General features: G+C 71.7%; 30 protein-coding genes. All 30 read right to left on the bottom strand.

The window, feature by feature from the left end; translation table 11 throughout:
- Positions 1 to 93: 93 nt before the first annotated feature.
- From E1264_RS17945 to E1264_RS17810, 30 genes are read right to left on the bottom strand one after another with little or no spacing between them, the layout of a single operon-like run.
- The gene (locus tag E1264_RS17945) at positions 94 to 627 is read right to left on the bottom strand and encodes a hypothetical protein (protein WP_132174900.1); all 534 of its coding nucleotides are present in this window, start codon (positions 625 to 627) and stop codon (positions 94 to 96) included.
- Complete coding sequence (locus E1264_RS17940) at positions 624 to 1,169, bottom strand: hypothetical protein (RefSeq protein ID WP_132174898.1); 546 nt, start codon at positions 1,167 to 1,169, stop codon at positions 624 to 626. The genes E1264_RS17945 and E1264_RS17940 overlap by 4 nt, the downstream gene beginning before the upstream one ends.
- Complete coding sequence (locus E1264_RS17935; RefSeq protein ID WP_132174896.1) at positions 1,166 to 1,507, bottom strand: WhiB family transcriptional regulator; 342 nt, start codon at positions 1,505 to 1,507, stop codon at positions 1,166 to 1,168. The genes E1264_RS17940 and E1264_RS17935 overlap by 4 nt, the downstream gene beginning before the upstream one ends.
- Entirely contained in the window at positions 1,504 to 1,773 is a 270-nt protein-coding gene (locus E1264_RS17930) for a hypothetical protein (protein WP_132174894.1), read from the bottom strand. The genes E1264_RS17935 and E1264_RS17930 overlap by 4 nt, the downstream gene beginning before the upstream one ends.
- A complete protein-coding gene (locus E1264_RS17925; RefSeq protein ID WP_207935990.1) occupies positions 1,770 to 2,738 on the bottom strand; it encodes a DNA methyltransferase in 969 nt (322 codons plus the stop codon). The genes E1264_RS17930 and E1264_RS17925 overlap by 4 nt, the downstream gene beginning before the upstream one ends.
- A complete protein-coding gene (locus tag E1264_RS17920) occupies positions 2,735 to 4,153 on the bottom strand; it encodes a helicase-related protein (RefSeq protein ID WP_132174890.1) in 1,419 nt (472 codons plus the stop codon). The genes E1264_RS17925 and E1264_RS17920 overlap by 4 nt, the downstream gene beginning before the upstream one ends.
- Complete coding sequence (locus E1264_RS17915; RefSeq protein ID WP_132174888.1) at positions 4,150 to 4,653, bottom strand: hypothetical protein; 504 nt, start codon at positions 4,651 to 4,653, stop codon at positions 4,150 to 4,152. The genes E1264_RS17920 and E1264_RS17915 overlap by 4 nt, the downstream gene beginning before the upstream one ends.
- Positions 4,643 to 5,200: a hypothetical protein gene (locus tag E1264_RS17910; protein ID WP_132174886.1), complete on the bottom strand. Its 558-nt coding sequence runs from the start codon at positions 5,198 to 5,200 to the stop codon at positions 4,643 to 4,645. Before E1264_RS17910 ends, E1264_RS17915 begins: the two co-directional genes overlap by 11 nt.
- The gene (locus E1264_RS43435) at positions 5,197 to 5,769 is read right to left on the bottom strand and encodes a histone-like nucleoid-structuring protein Lsr2 (RefSeq protein ID WP_165964225.1); all 573 of its coding nucleotides are present in this window, start codon (positions 5,767 to 5,769) and stop codon (positions 5,197 to 5,199) included. The genes E1264_RS17910 and E1264_RS43435 overlap by 4 nt, the downstream gene beginning before the upstream one ends.
- Entirely contained in the window at positions 5,766 to 6,566 is an 801-nt protein-coding gene (locus tag E1264_RS43430; protein WP_165964224.1) for a DUF6551 family protein, read from the bottom strand. The genes E1264_RS43435 and E1264_RS43430 overlap by 4 nt, the downstream gene beginning before the upstream one ends.
- A gap of 16 nt (positions 6,567 to 6,582) precedes the next feature.
- On the bottom strand, positions 6,583 to 7,455 hold the full coding sequence (locus E1264_RS17900; RefSeq protein WP_132174884.1) for a ParB N-terminal domain-containing protein: 873 nt from the start codon (positions 7,453 to 7,455) through the stop codon (positions 6,583 to 6,585).
- The gene (locus E1264_RS17895; protein WP_132174882.1) at positions 7,443 to 7,676 is read right to left on the bottom strand and encodes a hypothetical protein; all 234 of its coding nucleotides are present in this window, start codon (positions 7,674 to 7,676) and stop codon (positions 7,443 to 7,445) included. Before E1264_RS17895 ends, E1264_RS17900 begins: the two co-directional genes overlap by 13 nt.
- Positions 7,670 to 7,867, bottom strand: coding sequence for a hypothetical protein (locus tag E1264_RS17890; protein ID WP_132174880.1), 198 nt, complete (start codon positions 7,865 to 7,867; stop codon positions 7,670 to 7,672). Before E1264_RS17890 ends, E1264_RS17895 begins: the two co-directional genes overlap by 7 nt.
- On the bottom strand, positions 7,864 to 8,274 hold the full coding sequence (locus tag E1264_RS17885) for a hypothetical protein (RefSeq protein WP_132174878.1): 411 nt from the start codon (positions 8,272 to 8,274) through the stop codon (positions 7,864 to 7,866). The genes E1264_RS17890 and E1264_RS17885 overlap by 4 nt, the downstream gene beginning before the upstream one ends.
- Positions 8,271 to 8,486 carry a hypothetical protein gene (locus E1264_RS17880; RefSeq protein WP_132174876.1) on the bottom strand — a complete coding sequence of 72 codons (216 nt, stop codon included), beginning with the start codon at positions 8,484 to 8,486 and terminating at the stop codon, positions 8,271 to 8,273. The genes E1264_RS17885 and E1264_RS17880 overlap by 4 nt, the downstream gene beginning before the upstream one ends.
- The gene (locus tag E1264_RS17875) at positions 8,483 to 9,154 is read right to left on the bottom strand and encodes a hypothetical protein (protein ID WP_132174874.1); all 672 of its coding nucleotides are present in this window, start codon (positions 9,152 to 9,154) and stop codon (positions 8,483 to 8,485) included. Before E1264_RS17875 ends, E1264_RS17880 begins: the two co-directional genes overlap by 4 nt.
- Positions 9,147 to 9,356: a hypothetical protein gene (locus tag E1264_RS17870; protein WP_132174872.1), complete on the bottom strand. Its 210-nt coding sequence runs from the start codon at positions 9,354 to 9,356 to the stop codon at positions 9,147 to 9,149. Before E1264_RS17870 ends, E1264_RS17875 begins: the two co-directional genes overlap by 8 nt.
- Complete coding sequence (locus tag E1264_RS17865) at positions 9,356 to 9,592, bottom strand: hypothetical protein (protein ID WP_132174870.1); 237 nt, start codon at positions 9,590 to 9,592, stop codon at positions 9,356 to 9,358. Before E1264_RS17865 ends, E1264_RS17870 begins: the two co-directional genes overlap by 1 nt.
- A complete protein-coding gene (locus E1264_RS43425) occupies positions 9,589 to 9,756 on the bottom strand; it encodes a hypothetical protein (RefSeq protein WP_165964223.1) in 168 nt (55 codons plus the stop codon). The genes E1264_RS17865 and E1264_RS43425 overlap by 4 nt, the downstream gene beginning before the upstream one ends.
- On the bottom strand, positions 9,749 to 10,279 hold the full coding sequence (locus E1264_RS17860) for a hypothetical protein (protein WP_132174868.1): 531 nt from the start codon (positions 10,277 to 10,279) through the stop codon (positions 9,749 to 9,751). Before E1264_RS17860 ends, E1264_RS43425 begins: the two co-directional genes overlap by 8 nt.
- The gene (locus E1264_RS17855) at positions 10,279 to 10,578 is read right to left on the bottom strand and encodes a hypothetical protein (RefSeq protein ID WP_132174866.1); all 300 of its coding nucleotides are present in this window, start codon (positions 10,576 to 10,578) and stop codon (positions 10,279 to 10,281) included. Before E1264_RS17855 ends, E1264_RS17860 begins: the two co-directional genes overlap by 1 nt.
- On the bottom strand, positions 10,575 to 10,805 hold the full coding sequence (locus E1264_RS17850; RefSeq protein WP_132174864.1) for a hypothetical protein: 231 nt from the start codon (positions 10,803 to 10,805) through the stop codon (positions 10,575 to 10,577). Before E1264_RS17850 ends, E1264_RS17855 begins: the two co-directional genes overlap by 4 nt.
- A complete protein-coding gene (locus E1264_RS17845; RefSeq protein WP_132174862.1) occupies positions 10,802 to 11,416 on the bottom strand; it encodes a vWA domain-containing protein in 615 nt (204 codons plus the stop codon). The genes E1264_RS17850 and E1264_RS17845 overlap by 4 nt, the downstream gene beginning before the upstream one ends.
- Positions 11,413 to 11,658 carry a hypothetical protein gene (locus E1264_RS17840; RefSeq protein ID WP_132174860.1) on the bottom strand — a complete coding sequence of 82 codons (246 nt, stop codon included), beginning with the start codon at positions 11,656 to 11,658 and terminating at the stop codon, positions 11,413 to 11,415. The genes E1264_RS17845 and E1264_RS17840 overlap by 4 nt, the downstream gene beginning before the upstream one ends.
- Positions 11,655 to 11,933 carry a hypothetical protein gene (locus tag E1264_RS17835; protein WP_207935989.1) on the bottom strand — a complete coding sequence of 93 codons (279 nt, stop codon included), beginning with the start codon at positions 11,931 to 11,933 and terminating at the stop codon, positions 11,655 to 11,657. Before E1264_RS17835 ends, E1264_RS17840 begins: the two co-directional genes overlap by 4 nt.
- Positions 11,930 to 12,823 carry a recombinase RecT gene (locus E1264_RS17830; protein ID WP_132174858.1) on the bottom strand — a complete coding sequence of 298 codons (894 nt, stop codon included), beginning with the start codon at positions 12,821 to 12,823 and terminating at the stop codon, positions 11,930 to 11,932. The genes E1264_RS17835 and E1264_RS17830 overlap by 4 nt, the downstream gene beginning before the upstream one ends.
- Positions 12,820 to 13,821 carry a YqaJ viral recombinase family protein gene (locus tag E1264_RS17825; RefSeq protein ID WP_165964222.1) on the bottom strand — a complete coding sequence of 334 codons (1,002 nt, stop codon included), beginning with the start codon at positions 13,819 to 13,821 and terminating at the stop codon, positions 12,820 to 12,822. The genes E1264_RS17830 and E1264_RS17825 overlap by 4 nt, the downstream gene beginning before the upstream one ends.
- Positions 13,818 to 14,438, bottom strand: coding sequence for a hypothetical protein (locus tag E1264_RS17820; RefSeq protein ID WP_132174854.1), 621 nt, complete (start codon positions 14,436 to 14,438; stop codon positions 13,818 to 13,820). The genes E1264_RS17825 and E1264_RS17820 overlap by 4 nt, the downstream gene beginning before the upstream one ends.
- The gene (locus tag E1264_RS17815; RefSeq protein WP_132174852.1) at positions 14,435 to 14,623 is read right to left on the bottom strand and encodes a hypothetical protein; all 189 of its coding nucleotides are present in this window, start codon (positions 14,621 to 14,623) and stop codon (positions 14,435 to 14,437) included. The genes E1264_RS17820 and E1264_RS17815 overlap by 4 nt, the downstream gene beginning before the upstream one ends.
- Complete coding sequence (locus E1264_RS17810; protein WP_132174850.1) at positions 14,620 to 15,039, bottom strand: DUF4406 domain-containing protein; 420 nt, start codon at positions 15,037 to 15,039, stop codon at positions 14,620 to 14,622. Before E1264_RS17810 ends, E1264_RS17815 begins: the two co-directional genes overlap by 4 nt.
- Positions 15,040 to 15,059: the final 20 nt, after the last annotated feature.

Raw genomic sequence — 15,059 nt, 5'->3', positions numbered from 1 at the left:
GGGTAGGCATGTCGAGCTGGGCTGGGGGGCGGAGGTACGCGACGGGAAGGGCAGTCGTGGTGTGCAGGGAAACCCTGGGGAGGGTCATGGTGATCACGACGCCTTCGCCTCGGGCTCACCCGTGATCGAGCGGTACAGCCGGTCGTACTCGGCCTCGGCGAAGACCTCGGCCGTCTTGCGCTTGCCGACCTTCTTGGCGACGGCGCGGTGGAACGCCTGGAGCATCTGAGCCTTCGCCGCGGAGCGGCCGTACTGTGCGGCGACGAAGAGGTGGTCGGTGCCGGTCATCTCGCCGAGCGGGCGCCGTGTCTCGTCCTCGTCCACCACGTACCGCACCGTCGCGAAGATGGAGATCGCTTCGCGGTCGCCGGACTCGGCGGCCTGGCGGAATCGACGCGCCTCACCGCGGGTGCGGGCGGCCGTCCGCTGCCGACGGTCGCGGTCGCCGATCTCCCGCGTGAGGAAATGCACGGCGCTCTCGCGCAGCCACCCCTCCAGCAGGTCGGGATCCTTCTCCAAAAGCCGAGCATGGAGCTTCTCGGCCACCACGGGCGCGACGATGTCACCGGAGCCGATCGCCTCGACGATCGACGCGCCCATGTCTGCGACGTAGTCCCGGCCGCTCATGCCGAGTCGTCCCCGCGCTTGACGCGCTTGCGGGCGCGCAGGTCCATCCGCTCGTGCTCGGCGAACACCGAAGTCGGCCGGTGCGACTCGCCGGTGGAGTTCATCAGCCAGACGTCGCCGTCCTCGCCGATGTGGGCGAACCACGGCTCGCCGCCCTCGTCGCCGACCGTCCACACGTCGCCGGGCTGCGGCGGCCAGAGCATCGTGTCGACCGCCCACTTGAGCCGGTCGGGGATGACCTGATGTTCGAGGATGGCTTCGTCGTCGAGCGTCCCCTGGGCCGTCCTCAACTTGAACATGGCCTGCATGAGCTCGCGGATCTGCGGCTCGGTCTTCTCGTCCGCGATCTCGCACTGCGTCAGCCGGACCTTGACCGCGGGCGCCTTGTCCTCGCCCGCCCCGGGCTCTTCTCGGCGGACGTGCTTGAACTCCACCAAGCCGACCCAGCGGCCGTCTTGGCGTCGCCACATCTCGTTGACGTACTGGCCAATGGACTCGCCGACGTTGGCGGCGACCTTCGAGTCCAGCTTGAAATCCGTCACGCGCTCTCCTTCTTCTTTAGGGCGGCCAGCGCCCCCTGTCGGCGCCGCAGTCGCAGGCGCTCCTCGTAGGTCAGTCCGCCGCACACACCGATGTGGGCCTCGCGGGCGGGCAGACTCAGCGCCCACCGCAGGCATTCGTCAGAGACGTCGCACTGCCAGCACAGCCGCTTGGCCTTCAGCCACAGGGCGCGCTCGGCGCCGAGCGCGCGGGCCGCCTGAATCTGCTCGCGCGGCGGGTCCATGACCCGGCCCTGGCCCTTGCATGCGGCGCGGTCTCGCCAGGGCTCGTCCACGTGGACCCGGACGGCGGTGGCGATGTGGTCGGCGAAGGTCGTCACGTGCGCTCCTCCGGCTTGATCGCGGCAAGGTCGAACAGGATGCGGATCTCGACGTCGGCCTTTGGCCACTCCACGACCAGGCCGCCGTGCTCGATCCGCCCGCCCGGCTCGACGCGGGCGACCATGTCGCGCAGCTTCAGCGCGAGCTCGGCCTCGCCGGGGACTTCCGCGCCGCGGCCGGGGAGCGTCCAGCGGATGCCCTGTGCCGCGAGGTACGGCGTGACGGCACGGGCCGCGCGGGCGATGACGTCGTCGGCGGGCGTCATGGCGAATTCCCGGCGTCGAACAGTTCGGCCGGCTCGGCCGCCTGGCCGGTTAGCTCGGGGTTGCGCAGGTTCCGACGGGCCACCCGGTAGTAGGACGGCTTCAGCTCGATTCCGACGAAGCGGCGGCCGTGGCGGAGAGCGCCGACGCCCTCCGAGCCGATGCCGGCGAACGGGGACAGGACGGCCTCGCCCGGGGCGCTCCACAGTCGGACGGCACGCTCGATCACCGGGAGCTGAAGCGGGCACAGGTGGCGCTCGTCGTCGGAGTCGCGGGCCTCGCGGACGCCGAGCACGTCCGTCTCCCGGATGCCATACCAGGCCGGGTAGATCCAGTCCTGTTCCTCGGGCTTTAGGACGCCGTCACCGTACGGGTCGCCCACGCGCCAAATCGGGCGGGCGTAATCGATCCACTCGTCCTGGCTCAGCTCGCTCTTGACCGGCCGGTCGTTCTTGCCGGGGGTCCGGAACAGCAGGAGGTAGTCCGCCCACGCCTGCCACATCTGCGCGGCATCGCGCTCAAGCTGGACGAACAGCAGCCCCTTGGAGTGTGTCCTGATCGCCTGCGCCTGGGGGTTCTTGTCGATCGTGATGGCCGAGTGGAAATGGAACCCGGCGCCCTGGAAGTGCCGGATCGTGTCGCCGCGGAAGTCCCGGCGCCCGCTGTAGCCGTGCGTGTTCTCGTAGGCGGGCAGGTCGGCGACGTGCACGGCGACGATCCGTCCGGGACGCATGATGCGGAGCAGCTCGCGGGAGACGAAGCCGAACTGCTCCCAGAACATCTCGTCGCCGGACACGTTGCCGAGGTCGCGGTCGCTAGGGGAGTAGGTGTACGTCGAGCTGAACGGCGGGCTGAACACCGACAGGTCCACGCTGCGTTCGGGCAGGCCGGGCAGGACTTCGGCGGAGTCGCCATTGAACAGCACCCAGCCGGGACCCTCGTCCTGGTCCATGACGCGGTCGGTCACGCTGCCTCCTTCGTGGTGAGCCATGCGGGAACGCGCATCGGCGCCCGCGGCTCGTAGTCGTCGCCCTTGGAGGTGCCGGCGAACAGCTCGGCGCGGTTCTCCGCGGCGATCGCGGCGATCAGGCCGGAGGTGATCCCGCGTGCCATGTCCTCCTTGGCGCGCACGTTGCGGACGATCACCTCTTCGGCGTCGGCCAGGACGATGTGCGCGTGCACCGGCCGCGCCTGCCCGTAGCGGTAGCAGCGGCGGATGCACTGGTAGTAGTCCTGGTAGGAGTCGGACAGGCCGACGAAGACCATGCGGGCGGCCGACTGCAGGTTCAGGCCGTAGCCCGCGATGCGGGGCTTGGTGACCAGGACGCGGATGCGGCCCTCGGCGAAGTCGAGCAGGCGCTCGGCCTTGACATCGGCGGGGTCGGAGCCCTGGACGTTCACCGCGCCGTCGACCGCGCGGGTGATCGCGGACGCCTCGTCGTTCAGGCCGCACCAGGCGATCCACTGCTCGTCCGGCTCGGCCTCGATCAGGGACACGGCGGTCTTGACGCGCTGGTCGAGCGTCTCCCGGCGGACCTGCGAACGCTGCGTGATGCCCTTCAGCTCGGTCTGGAAGAGCTGCCCGTCCGCCGTCCATCCAGTCGGCACCAGATGGTCACGGATCACCAGGTCGGGCAGGGCGTAGGCCGAGCCGTCGAAGCCGAGGTCGTCCGGCGTCCGGCAGGCGATCGCCCACGAGGCCAGCCAGTCGAAGAATGCCTGCGCAGCATGGCCCTTCAGCCGGTAGCGCATGAACTCGCCCCGGGAGTCGGCGATGAAGAACGTCGAGCGCATCTCCTGCGGGCTCATCACGCCGAGGAAGTCGGCGTGATTGCACAGCTCCTCCAGGTCGTTGGGCGCCGGGGTGGCAGAGCAGGACAGCCGGTAGGGCGTGTCGCGGAATGCGGACACCAGCGCCTTCTTCGTCGCACCCGAGAAGCTCTTGAGGATGCTCGACTCGTCCAGCACCACGGCGTCGAACCGCGCGGGGTCGAACTTTCCGAGCCGCTCGTAGTTGGAGATCACGATGCGGTCGGCACCGACGTGTCGCAGAGCGTCGGCGTCGGCCTGGTCGCGGACGTAGGTGACGGTCACGCCGATCGCTGCGGCCTCCCGGACGGTCTGCCCGGTGATCGTCAACGGCGCGAGGATCAGTGCCCGGCCGCCGGTCTCGCGGGTGATCTCATCGGCCCACGCCACCTGCATCCGCGACTTGCCCAGGCCCGTGTCCGCCCAGATGGCGGCGCGGCCGCGGCCGACCGCCCATGCGGTGATGTGCCGCTGGAAGTCGAACAGCCGGTCGTCCACGTCGCCCGGCTCGCACGCGATGCCCGAGCTCGGCGGCCGACGGCGCTTGCTGGCGAGGAAGTCGGCGTAGTTCACGCCGCCTCCTTCGGCCGCAGGCCCTCACCTGGGCAGGACTGGTGCGCGCCGATCGACCCGTCGGCGCGCAGGTTCGTCCGCTTCTCGCACTGTGGGCAGGTGCCTCGCTTGACGCGGTGCTTGGGCCGGGCGGTGATCGCGTCGGATCGGCGGGCCGGCGGCGGGGTGGGCCGGAGCCCGAGCCACTGCAGGGCTTCGGCGAGCAGCTCGGCGTCCTCGTCGTGGCGGGGGTCGGTGCAGTACGCGGCCGGGTAGTTCCGGACGTCGGCCATGAGCAGGTCCGACCCGGCTTGCTTCGCCTCTGCGAGCCGTTGCGGCGCCTGGCAACGGTGCCGGTTCAGCATCCGGCGTACGACACGCTCGGCCGCAGCAGACTCGGCGTCGTCGGTGCCGTAGGTGATGCCCGCGCCCGCGAGTGCCTGGTCGTCGGCCAGGTCTCCTGCACTGACCGGCTTGGACGCGCGGCGGGTTGCCGACTCGATCCACTGCTCAGTGGCCACGGGTCACCTCCGGCCATGCGACCTTGACCAGGGCGTCGCGGTGGGTCTGCGGGACCTTTACGAACGGCAGGCCGAGGTGATCGCGCCCGGCTGCGCCGAGCCACCAGGCGTCGACCTGGTTGTCGTCGCGGAGCTCCAGCCCGTCCGTGCGCTTGGCGAGCGCGACGGCCATGTCGGTTTTGGTGGCGTTGCCGCGCCCGGTCGCGAACCGCTTGAGCGTCGCGGGCGGAACGATGGCGAACGGGTGATGGAGGCCGACGAGCCGGTCGATGAGCAGCCACCAGAGCCCGGCGCGGTCCCAGGTACCTGCTCCCTTCGAGCCGTACGAAGGGCCTTCGATGACCACGAGTGCGGGGTGCGGCCCCTGGGATGAGACGTGTTCGGTGATCTCGAAGACGATGCGGGTGAGCCTGGAGTGCTGGCCGCTGTCACCGTCGGCGGGGCTGGATCGGATCGTCTTGGTGACGACCTCGCGCCCGTTGTGGGTGAAGTCGGCCAGGCCCGTACTCGTCAGCGACAGATCAATGCCGATCACGCGGGGCGTCATGCGTCCACCTGCTCGGCGTGGGCGGCGGCGTACTGCTCGCGGACGGGGCCGGGGATCTTGCCCCTATCCGGGCAGTCGACGCCGTTCTTCTTCGCCCATGCGCGGATCTCCTTAGCGGTCGGGCCGCCGGTAGGCGCCGGGTCCTTCCGGCCGGTACCGCGTCCGCCCGCCGCCGACTTCAGGCGGGCTTTGGCTTCGGCGAGGCGGCGCTCCAGGACGGCGACCTCGCGGGCGGCGGCGATGCGCTCGACGGCGGCGACGGCGGCCTCGCGCAGCCGGGCGATCTGCTCGTTGGCCTTGTCGAGCTCGCGCTGGACGGACTTGTCGTCGATGTCCCCGGCCGCCTTGAGCAGCTCGGGGATGGGCGCCGTGGCGAGGTCGGCGTCGGCCAGGCGCGGCTGGACCGCGACGTCGTGGGTCGTGTCGTGCAGCCACCCCTTGGTGTTCTTGATGACTCCCAGGACGGCGGAGCGGGGCAGGCCGGTCATGTCGGCGACGTTCTGGACGGTCTTGCCGCCGGCGAGGTAGTCCCGGACGCGCTCGGCGTCGGCGCCGGTCATGGTGCTCATGCCTGCCTCCAGTCCGGCAGGCGGTGGGCGCGGCGGCGCTCGTTGTACCGCTTGACGATCACCTCGGACACGCAGTTGGCGACGCTGCCGCCCTGGTACTGCCTGAGCCCGCGGGCGTCGCCGAGCAGGCCGCCCGGTCCGCCGGGGTAGGAGGCCAGCTTGCGGGCCAGCTCCTTGAGCTGGACCTGGTCGCCGTAGCGGCCGACGACCTGGCCGACGCCGAGCAGGATGGCCCCGGCGACCGCCTCGGCGCGGTGCCCCCACGCCTCGGTGACCAGGTTCAGGGTGGTGAACACCGCGCCGACGTCGGGGGAGTCGGTGCGGCGGTCCCCGGTGTAGACCTTCTCCAGCGCGACGACCGCGTTGATGTGGCTCGCGCCCGGCTGGTCGGAGACCTGCCAGCCGAGCTGCTCGGCGACGCTCTTGATCGCGACCGCGACGGGCTCGCCCTCGGTGACGCGGGCGAGGAACTTGTAGACCGGCTTGACGGCGCGGCCGTCGTTGAGCGCCTGGAAGAGCCGGGCCTCGGCCTCGATGGTCAGGCCCTCGTAGATCCGGCACAACACCGACTGGTCGGCCCACCCGACCCGGCGGCACAGCTCGGCGCGGTTCTGGCCGTCGAGGATGATGGTCTCGCCACCGGCGCGGGCCGAGACGCTCAGCACGCCGAGGGCGTCGGGGTTGAAGGCGGCGACGTGCTGCTCGACCCATTGGTTGTCGACGGGACGGGTGTTGACGCGGGGGTCCCGTCCGAGGATGGACAGCGGGATCCAGGCGGTGCGGGTGGGCTCCGTCATCGGCGCCTTCCTGGCGTCAGTGGCTACCATTGGCGTGGTCCTTCAGTTGTGATTGCAGGCTGCGCAGGACGCGCAGCGCCTTGGAGAGGTCGCGGTCCCAAGCCGCGGCCTCTTCGCATGTGATCGAGGGGTCGAGGACGCCGACGTCCTCCAGGCCGAGCGCCAGGCCCCGCAGGGTGGACACGGCGGAGGCGACGGCGGAGCGCTGCGCGACCCGGGCGGGCGACTCCCGCCGGGTCGGGCCGGGCGAACGCGGCGCGGGCGCCCCGCGGTCGGAGGGCACGTCGCGCCGGTAAGCGTGGTAGGCGGTCGTGACCTTGCCGGTGCGGTCCATCTCGGCGACCGCCTCGGCGGCGCGCGCGTCGCCCGCCTCGGCGGCGGTCACCAGGGTCCTGGCCCGGTAGTAGGTGCTGCCCCCCATCCCGAGCGCGTCGCCCACCACGTCGTCGGTGCGGAAAGGTTGCGTCGCAGGACGAGACCTTTCTGACGGCCTGCCGGGCGCCGACGACCGGCCCGCCTCGGCCATCCGCTCACGCGCCCTGGGCCGCTCCAGCTCTTCCAGTTGCAGCCCGATCGCGACGAGTTCGCTCGGCGTCATCGGCTTGCGGCAGGTGTTCTCGTCCCGCTCGGCGCGCAGCCACGCGGCGGCGTCCATGAGCTGGTTGGCGATCTTGGCCGGGATGTCGTACCAGCCGAGCCGCTTGCACGCCTCGATCCGCCGGACGCCCGCGATGAGGCGGCGGTCGCCGGCGAGCACGACGGGCTGGATCAGCCCGAGGTCGGCGATGGAGGAGATCAGGCGGTCCAGGTCGCCCATGTCGCGGCGGTGCCGGTCGATGATCCGGATCTCGGCGATCGGCACGCGGACCTCCGCGGTCACCGCATCCATCGCAGCTCCTCGCAGACGTCGGCCAGGTCTGGGTCCTCGGGGTCGCCGAGCAGCTGCTCGGCGGTGTTCCAGAAGGCCGTGTCGGCGTCCAGGTCCCCGATCGGCCGGAGCCGCTCGGGGTGACCGGGCATGTCGTCCAGCTCCACGACCCGCCGCCGGAACACCGCGTCGGCCAGACGGTCGCGCAGTGCCGCGACCCAGAACAGGAGGTAGGTCAGCACGGCGTCACCTCCCGCCCGGCGAGCTGCGCTCTGGAACGTTCCACGTAGATGGTCATCGCGGGGTCGTCGCCGTACAGGAGCTCCAGCTCGTCCAGGTGTGCGGTGAACGCGGCGGCCCATCGCTCCGAGGTCAGCTCCTCCAGGCGCTCGTCCACGAGGCGGGCGCACATCGCCTTCACGTCCGCGCTCACGACCCACCTCCCGCCTTCACCGGCTCGGGGTAGCTGGTCAGCATCCGGGCCCGCTCGTGCGGCTCGCGTGGCGTCAGGGTGAGTTGGCCGGGCGGGTCGGGGATCGGGGTCGGCTCCGGGTCCCCGCCGTCGTCCTCGTCGCGGAAGTACATGCAGTGGTAGGAGTCGCCGAGACGGACGAGTCCGCTCTCCGGGTCTCGCTTCTCGATCCACTCGATCGGTGTGCGGCCCATGAGGGAGACAAGGATCAGCGGGCAGCCTTCGTCGTCGCGGCCGTCGCGGGCGGGCTTGTCGTTGATGCAGCGCCCGCACCAGTTGTCGAGCCAGGCGTAACCCTCGGTGCCGTTGGAGAACGGGCGCTCGTCGCGAGCGGACTCCCACGCCTGCTCGTAAGTCGGAAGGCTCACGACCCCTCCTCGCCCGGCGCGTCGTCGGGCCAGTTCTCGGCCACGTCGGTGGCGGTGAGTCCGGCGCCGAGCACCGCGTGGGCGCGGCTCGCGAGCCACATCGCCTCGGTGCGGGCACGGTCGCCGGTGGCGGGACGGCCGTCCTCTCCGCCCCGCTGGCCGGTGATCCAGCGCAGGATCGTGTTGACCGCCTGCGCTTCGCTGATCGTCATGGGCATGAGCGGGTCACCTCCGGATCGAGGGCGGGCGGCGGGCTGGTCATGAGCTGCCGCATCGCGTCCAGTGCGTGGATCGCCCGCGTGGTCTCGCTCGATGGCTCGCGCCCCGGGATGGGACGCAGGCGCAGGAACCGGACGCCGCGCAGCGCGACCCCGCGGACCTTGCCGCGCTCGTCGACGGCGGGACGGTAGTCGCGGGCGTCCAGCCAGACGGCGATGTAGTCGTCGGCTGGCTGCCCGGCGCGGGTTTGCCTGTCGGGGCTATCGCCCCACACCTGGCAGGCGCAGGCCGGGTTGTCGCATCGCAGGTGCGCCATGGAGACGGGGTGGCGGTGGTGGTGGTCCATGCGCCCGGCGAGCATCGGGCACGCCCTGCCCGCGTAGGCCGCGCACTCGGGGTGCATGCCGGGCTCGGCGGTGTACCCCTGCGCGAGGTCCTCGGGGCGGCACATCACCACGACCCGCGCGCCGAGCGGTTCGCCGCACGTCTGGCAGCGGCGCTCCCGGACGCACGCGGCCATGAGGTCGGAGCGGGTCCGGCCGAGCAGCCACCCGGCGTGCGGGTGGCGGAGGGTCACCCAGGGCACGACCAGGCCGCCGACCGTGGGGCGATGCGCGCACGGCACAGGGATCGGGGCCCGGCCCTCACACTGCTCATCCATCGCGGGTCACCTCCCGCTCGTGCCAGATGACGATCTCGTCGTCACGGGCCTCGACGCGGGCGGCGTCGTCCCAACGGGCGTCTTCGCCGAGGTCGACCTCGATACCGGCGAACGCCTTCTTGACCTCGCCCCACGGGGTGCCGGAGTCGAGGACGTACTCGGTCCGGATGAAGTGGCGCTCGCGGCGCCTGTAGTCGGCCATCACGCACCGTCCTGCTCGTTGTCGTCCACGACGCGGATCTCCCGGTCGTTCTCGTCGACCTCGACGACGCAGGCACCGCACGGGGCCTCGTTGTTCTGTAGGGTCACGGCGGTCTCGACCAGGTAGGCGTCCCGCCTGGACGCCTCCCAGTCGTCCCAGCCGTCAGGCAGGTCGAGGTACTCGGTGACCGTCTGAATCCCCATCTCGACATGGGCGCGGATCTTGCGGACCGTCACGCGATCACCCGGCCCTCGCCGTGCCTGCCGACATAGCGGGGACGCCGGCGAACCGTCCGGCGCGGCGCGCTCGCGGCGGCCGTCGCCAGGGTGCAGGCGGCGAGCCAGCAGGCGACCGCGAGGCAGGCCAGCACCATGTGCCAGCCGGGGACCTGGTCACCCACGGCGGCCTCCACCGCGGCGACGGGTCTCGGGTTGAAAGCCCGGCTCGACGGCGGGCTGATCACCTCCGGCGGTCGGTGCGTCCAGCGGCCCGGCCTCCAGCGCGGCGGGGTCGGTGACCGTCTCGGACGGCGCGGCCTCAATGCCGGGCGGGTGCGGCGTTGGGTCGCCGACCCGGTCGGCCGGGGACGGGGGTGCGAGCTGCACCGGCATGATGCCAGCGGGCTCGGCGGGCGGCATCGGAGCGGGCGGCTGCTCGGGCATCTCGATGCCCGCCAGCTGGCAGCCGCGCTCGACCATGCCGCGCGCGATCTCGGCCTCCGCCATAGCGGTCGTCCGGACGCGCCCGAGGTCGCGGTGCCGCTTGGAGGCGTCGGTGAGCTGGCGTTGCAGCCCGTCCATCACGGCGTCCAGGTCGCCGAGCTCGACGTCGATCTCCGCGATCGCGTGATGGTGGCGGCCCCACTCGGCCATGGCCGCGTGCAGCGACTGGGGGATCTGAGGGGCGGGGATCTCGGCGGTCATCAAGTCAGTCCTCTCTGGGCCTTCTCTTTGGCGTACAGCCGGGCGAACTGCTCGGGGCACTCGTGGGCGAGGCGGTGGCGGGCGGCGATCCGCACCTGCCACTGCTTGCCGCCATCGGCCATCAGCTCGGCCATCAGCTCGTCCATGAGGTCCGGCTGCTCCTCGGCCAGGCGGACGAGGGCGGCGCGGCGGGCCTCCTCGCGCAGCGCGTGACGCACGCGCACCTGGAGCGGCATCCGCTTCCTGTATTCGCGCTGGTAGGCGGCGCGGGAGCCGCACGGCTGGACCTGGCTTGTCACCGGGCACGCTCCGCGGGCGCGGGCTCCACGGGCAGGTCGGCCAGCGCCCGCCAGTAGCCGATGCCGGGCGTGCTGGTGTCCAGGTCCAGGAAGCCGGCGAGGGCGTACTCGCCGTCGCGGGTGCGGACCGGCGGGTCGGACACCCGGTAGCGGACGTCGCGCTGGTGGTCGGGGTCGTAGCGGATCACGTCCCCGACGTGAAGGGCGCGGGCGTGGCGGTTGATCATGACGTCGCCTCGTCGCGCTCGTCGTCGGTGAACTCGTACCGGCCCGACCGAGATCCCCGGGTGAGCATTTCCCCGGTGGACGCCATCGCCACGGCGGTGTTGTCGCCGCCGTAGGACATCGAGGTGTTCGCGCCGATGCCCATGGACGCGCCGACGGTGATCGCGTCCTGGTCGGCGGCCAGGAAGACGACCGCGCGGCCCTTGTCCCGCTCGGCGGTGATGGCCTCCTTGACGCGGTCGAGCGTCCATTCCAGCGAGCAGTTCTCTTGGCCGTCGGTGATGATCACGTAGACGATCTCGGCGGGGCGGTCGTCCTCGTCCAGGCCGTCGACGTGCTCGTTCACCGACGCGATCGTGGAGCCGATCGCGTCAAGCAGCGCGGTCATGCCGCGTGGCCTCAGCTCGAAGGCGGGGACGTCGGCGAGCGGGACGCGCTCGAACACGGTCTCGTGCTCGTTGTCGAACTGGCGGAGCGTCACCAGGGTCCGGCCGGGCGCCTCCTTCTGCGTCTCCAGGAAGGCGCGCAGGCCGCCCTCGGCGTCGGCCTTGGTCGCCATCATCGAGCCGGAGCGGTCCAGCACGATGGTCACCAGGCGCGTGTCGTTCGTCATGAGGTCTCCTTCGGCAGGTCGGTACGCATGGGCAGGTCGAGCAGCGGGACGGCCGTGCCGGAGTCGAGGGCCTCACCGAGCCCGAGCAGGGCGTGCGTGATCGCGGCGAACAGGTCGGCCTGGCGGCGCTCGATGCGCTCGCGGGCCGACAACGACGCCTTCCAGCCGAGGTCGGCGTCCATCCATGCGTCGGCCTGCTCGATCAGCTTCTCGGCTTCGCGGAAGTGGTCGCGGGCGGTCATCGCTGCCCCGCGCAGGTCGGGTCGCCGGGGACGACGGCGATCGCGGCGTAGGGGTTTTCGCCGTGGTAGGCGACGTAGATCCGGTTGCCGTGGTCGCACTTGGTGGCCGCGTTCGAGAAGCCGTCCGGCATCCGGATCAGGTCGGCGGGCGCGCCGTTGTCGATCCGGCTGCGCGGTGCGTCCTTGAACGGCTCGGCGTACTTGCCTTCGCAGCCAGCGGCGCCGAGCAGCAGGAGTCCGCCGAGCGCGGCGGCGGCCAGGGGGAGGCGCTTCATGACATCTCCTCGACTTCTTCGGGGGAGTAGTGGGTGGGGCTGTCCTGCTCGGTGGGCTCGTCCACCAGCTCGGCGTCCTGGACTTCGTCGGCGGGCGGGGGCGGCAGGGAAGAACGGCGGAGGTCCGCGGCCTTGGCGGAGGCGCGCAGCATCTCCCGCCGGTACTCGGCGGACGTGGGGACCCACGGCTCCAGGCGCTTGGCGGCGGTCTTCCACCACATCGACCGGCCGCGCAGCTCGGGGTGCTCGGGCCCGGCGTCCAGGCGCTGCCAGGGGGAGTACTCGCCGTCGCTGCCCTCGTTGGATGCCTTGGCGGCCATCACGTCGTTGCGGTCGAGCAGGACGACGCGGGACCACGCGCCGGTCGTGAGGCGGGCGTAGGCGTAGACGCCGACCATCTCGCCGCGCTCGCGGTTGCCCTTCTCGCCGAAGAAGTCGGCGCCGGTCTGCCCCCGGCCGCCGACCTCGTGGTACGGCCGGTCGTCCTGGCCCTCGACATACCGGAACGCGTCGCCCGCGCAGACCTCGCGGACGTGGACGGAGGCGACTCCGCCGGATCGGTACATTCGCTCGATCACGCCGCGGTACCCCTCGATGCCGAGGATGCGCCAGCGGCCCTTGGCCTTGCGAGGCGTGAGGTAGTAGTCGGGCGTGCCGGGCAGGTGCCCGAGGGCGGCGCACTCCAGCATCGCGGTGATCAGCGAGTCCGGAGACGTCGTCGCGGCCTCCATCAGCCGGGCGTTGGAGTATAGGGCTGCGGCGGCCGTGCCGAGGAACGCCTCGACGTCCACGTGCGCGGGCGCGATCGCGTCGAAGTGGGCGCGGCGCGACCACATGATCTTGACGGGTCCCTCGCCCGCCTTCTCCACGGCCTGCGAGACGGTGCTCATGCGGCTTCCTTCTTGATCTTGGACGGGGTGATCTTGTCGACCTGGTGGGTCGTGCGGCAGTCGGCGTAGGCGCCGGGGTGGCGGGCGCGGAGCCGGTCCATGTCGCAGCCGGACTGCGGATAGACCGACCGGACGGCGACCTTCGTGCCGTCGCTCATCGCGTACTTGGCGTCGGCCTCGCCCATCGCGGCGCGGACCCGGTTGGTCAGCAGGTCGTAGCGGACGCGGGCGGCGTCCAGCTCCGCCTTCGCCTCGCGGTAGTCGGCGGCCAGGGCGGAGTCGATCTCGGTCTCGCCGTCACCGCCCAGTGGGTAAAGCAGCGACAGGGCCTGCGCGGTCGCCTCGGTGTGGTCGATGTCGGGCACCCGCTCGGCGGCGACGTCGGCGAGGAAGGCCGCCGCGCGCTCGCGCATCAGGGCGATGTCGGTCTCGTCCCGCTCGATGCGGTAGACGCGGATCTTCTGCGTGAGCAGGAAGAGGCAGGCGACCACGACCCACGGGAGGTCCATCGTGTCGAGCTGCCAGAGCGCCTGCGCGCGGATGTACGGCGGGACCTCGTCCGAGCCGTCCGGCCCCCACTCCTCGAACGTGGCGCTGGTCTTGATCTCCAGCGCCCCCTCGGGCGGGACGTCACCCGCGACCATGTCGCCCTCCGAGGTCCACAGCACCCGGTCGGGCGTCGCTCCCTGGTAGCCGCGCTCGGTGCTGACGACCAGCCCGGCCCGCTCGACGTGGTACTCGGGATGCACCGCGGCGAACCGGTCCGCAACCCACGGCTCAAGGTGCCGGCCGAGGCTCAGCCGCTCGTTGTCGATGTCCTCGGGGATCTCGCCCCGCTTCACCCAGTGGAGATTGAAGGGCGAGCCGTACGGTGAGATGCCGAGCAGGACGCCGATGTCCGAGGCCGTGACCAGCGGGCGGCGCGCGGCCAGCCACTGGTCCCGGTCGGCGTCATGCGGCAGGACCTCGACGGCCGCGCCGATCCTCCGCCCCGTCACGGCGTCCAGCTCCCGTCGTCGTGGCGTTCAGGCGCGGTCGCGGCGAGCAGTAGCGCCGCGGCGCGGCCCCGGTCGATGCCTGCGGACTCGGCCAGGGTCGTCACCGCCGCCTCGTCGCCGATCAGCCCGTCGCGGTGGCAGGTGCGGACCAGCGTGGCCAGCTGGTGCTCGGTCAAAGTGCCGCGCATGCTGAGGGCGGCGATCTCCAGGACGGCCAGGACGTGGCGGCCGACCGCCGCCGGGTCGTGGGGCAGCGCCAGCATCAGCGCGCCGTAGATGTCCTTGTCCTGCGCGATCCGGGCGACGATGAGCTGCCCGGCCCACACGATCTCCGGGCGGTCGACCGCCTCAGCGCCGGTGATGCGCTCGATCGAGCCGCTCTCACCCATACCGCCGAACAACAGCTTGACCGGCCCTCGGTAGCCGGAGACGCCGAGCGCCTGCGCCATCCAGTCGCACCAGGCGAGCAGAGCCAGGTCCACGGCCGCGGTCTCGGTCTCGATCTGCTTGATGGTCTCGACCGCAGTCTGGTGGGCACCGGCCATGTACGCCGTGAGGGCGACCTTGGCCAGCGCCAGGGCGCGCTGCTCGTTCGGAGGGAAGTCCTCGATCTTCACGGCTCACTCCTCCAGGCCACGAGGGGGCGGCGGATGCGGCGGCCGATGTGGATCTGGCCGCACCCGGGGCGGCAGCGGTAGGGCATGAGCCCGATTCGCTTATGGCGCGGCATCTTCTTGATCACGACCCAGGCGGTCGCGCGGGACGGGAAGGGGTCCTTGTCCGGGCGCGGGCAGGCGCTCATTCGGGTTCCCTCCCGAACAGGGCGACCAGCCGCTCGGCTGTGCCGATCTTGGGAGCGTCCGCGCCCGCGAGAAGGAACGCCTTCGCGGGCCAGACCGGGAGGTCCAGGGCAAGGGCCGTGGCGACCTCGGCGCGCGCGCCGCGCGAGCTCCGCCAGCCGGGCAGGGCGACCACGGCCTCGGCCTCAGCGCAGATCCATCCGAGGTCGAGGGCCAGGGAGCGGCGGAGGTCGAAGCCGATCTCGGCGAGGTCCTCGGTGCCGCTCATGCTGGTGAAGTCGAAGCCGTCTGCCTCGTTCTTCTCCTGCGGCGAGAACACCTCGTGCCCTTGGCCGCGCAGCGCGCAGGCCGCCCGCTCGAACGCGGGGTGATTGAAGGCGGGCAGCCCGCGCATCGGGCCTGAGACGTAGATCCTCATGTCGTCTCCAGGGAGTCGGT

Source organism: Actinomadura sp. KC216, from assembly GCF_004348535.1.
Lineage (GTDB): Bacteria > Actinomycetota > Actinomycetes > Streptosporangiales > Streptosporangiaceae > Spirillospora.
Note: the sequence above shows the minus strand (reverse complement) of the source record. Positions and strands in the feature narration are given on the sequence as shown.

Excerpts from the sequence above, each read along its gene's own strand:
- E1264_RS17945 (WP_132174900.1), bottom strand. The coding sequence starts at position 627 with ATGAGCGGCCGGGACTACGTCGCAGACATGGGCGCGTCGATCGTCGAG.
- E1264_RS17930 (WP_132174894.1), bottom strand. The coding sequence starts at position 1,773 with ATGACGCCCGCCGACGACGTCATCGCCCGCGCGGCCCGTGCCGTCACG.
- E1264_RS17910 (WP_132174886.1), bottom strand. The coding sequence starts at position 5,200 with ATGACGCCCCGCGTGATCGGCATTGATCTGTCGCTGACGAGTACGGGC.
- E1264_RS43435 (WP_165964225.1), bottom strand. The coding sequence starts at position 5,769 with ATGAGCACCATGACCGGCGCCGACGCCGAGCGCGTCCGGGACTACCTC.
- E1264_RS43430 (WP_165964224.1), bottom strand. The coding sequence starts at position 6,566 with ATGACGGAGCCCACCCGCACCGCCTGGATCCCGCTGTCCATCCTCGGA.
- E1264_RS17900 (WP_132174884.1), bottom strand. The coding sequence starts at position 7,455 with ATGGATGCGGTGACCGCGGAGGTCCGCGTGCCGATCGCCGAGATCCGG.
- E1264_RS17880 (WP_132174876.1), bottom strand. The coding sequence starts at position 8,486 with ATGACGATCAGCGAAGCGCAGGCGGTCAACACGATCCTGCGCTGGATC.
- E1264_RS17875 (WP_132174874.1), bottom strand. The coding sequence starts at position 9,154 with ATGGATGAGCAGTGTGAGGGCCGGGCCCCGATCCCTGTGCCGTGCGCG.
- E1264_RS17870 (WP_132174872.1), bottom strand. The coding sequence starts at position 9,356 with ATGGCCGACTACAGGCGCCGCGAGCGCCACTTCATCCGGACCGAGTAC.
- E1264_RS17860 (WP_132174868.1), bottom strand. The coding sequence starts at position 10,279 with ATGACCGCCGAGATCCCCGCCCCTCAGATCCCCCAGTCGCTGCACGCG.
- E1264_RS17850 (WP_132174864.1), bottom strand. The coding sequence starts at position 10,805 with ATGATCAACCGCCACGCCCGCGCCCTTCACGTCGGGGACGTGATCCGC.
- E1264_RS17845 (WP_132174862.1), bottom strand. The coding sequence starts at position 11,416 with ATGACGAACGACACGCGCCTGGTGACCATCGTGCTGGACCGCTCCGGC.
- E1264_RS17840 (WP_132174860.1), bottom strand. The coding sequence starts at position 11,658 with ATGACCGCCCGCGACCACTTCCGCGAAGCCGAGAAGCTGATCGAGCAG.
- E1264_RS17835 (WP_207935989.1), bottom strand. The coding sequence starts at position 11,933 with ATGAAGCGCCTCCCCCTGGCCGCCGCCGCGCTCGGCGGACTCCTGCTG.
- E1264_RS17830 (WP_132174858.1), bottom strand. The coding sequence starts at position 12,823 with ATGAGCACCGTCTCGCAGGCCGTGGAGAAGGCGGGCGAGGGACCCGTC.
- E1264_RS17815 (WP_132174852.1), bottom strand. The coding sequence starts at position 14,623 with ATGAGCGCCTGCCCGCGCCCGGACAAGGACCCCTTCCCGTCCCGCGCG.
- E1264_RS17810 (WP_132174850.1), bottom strand. The coding sequence starts at position 15,039 with ATGAGGATCTACGTCTCAGGCCCGATGCGCGGGCTGCCCGCCTTCAAT.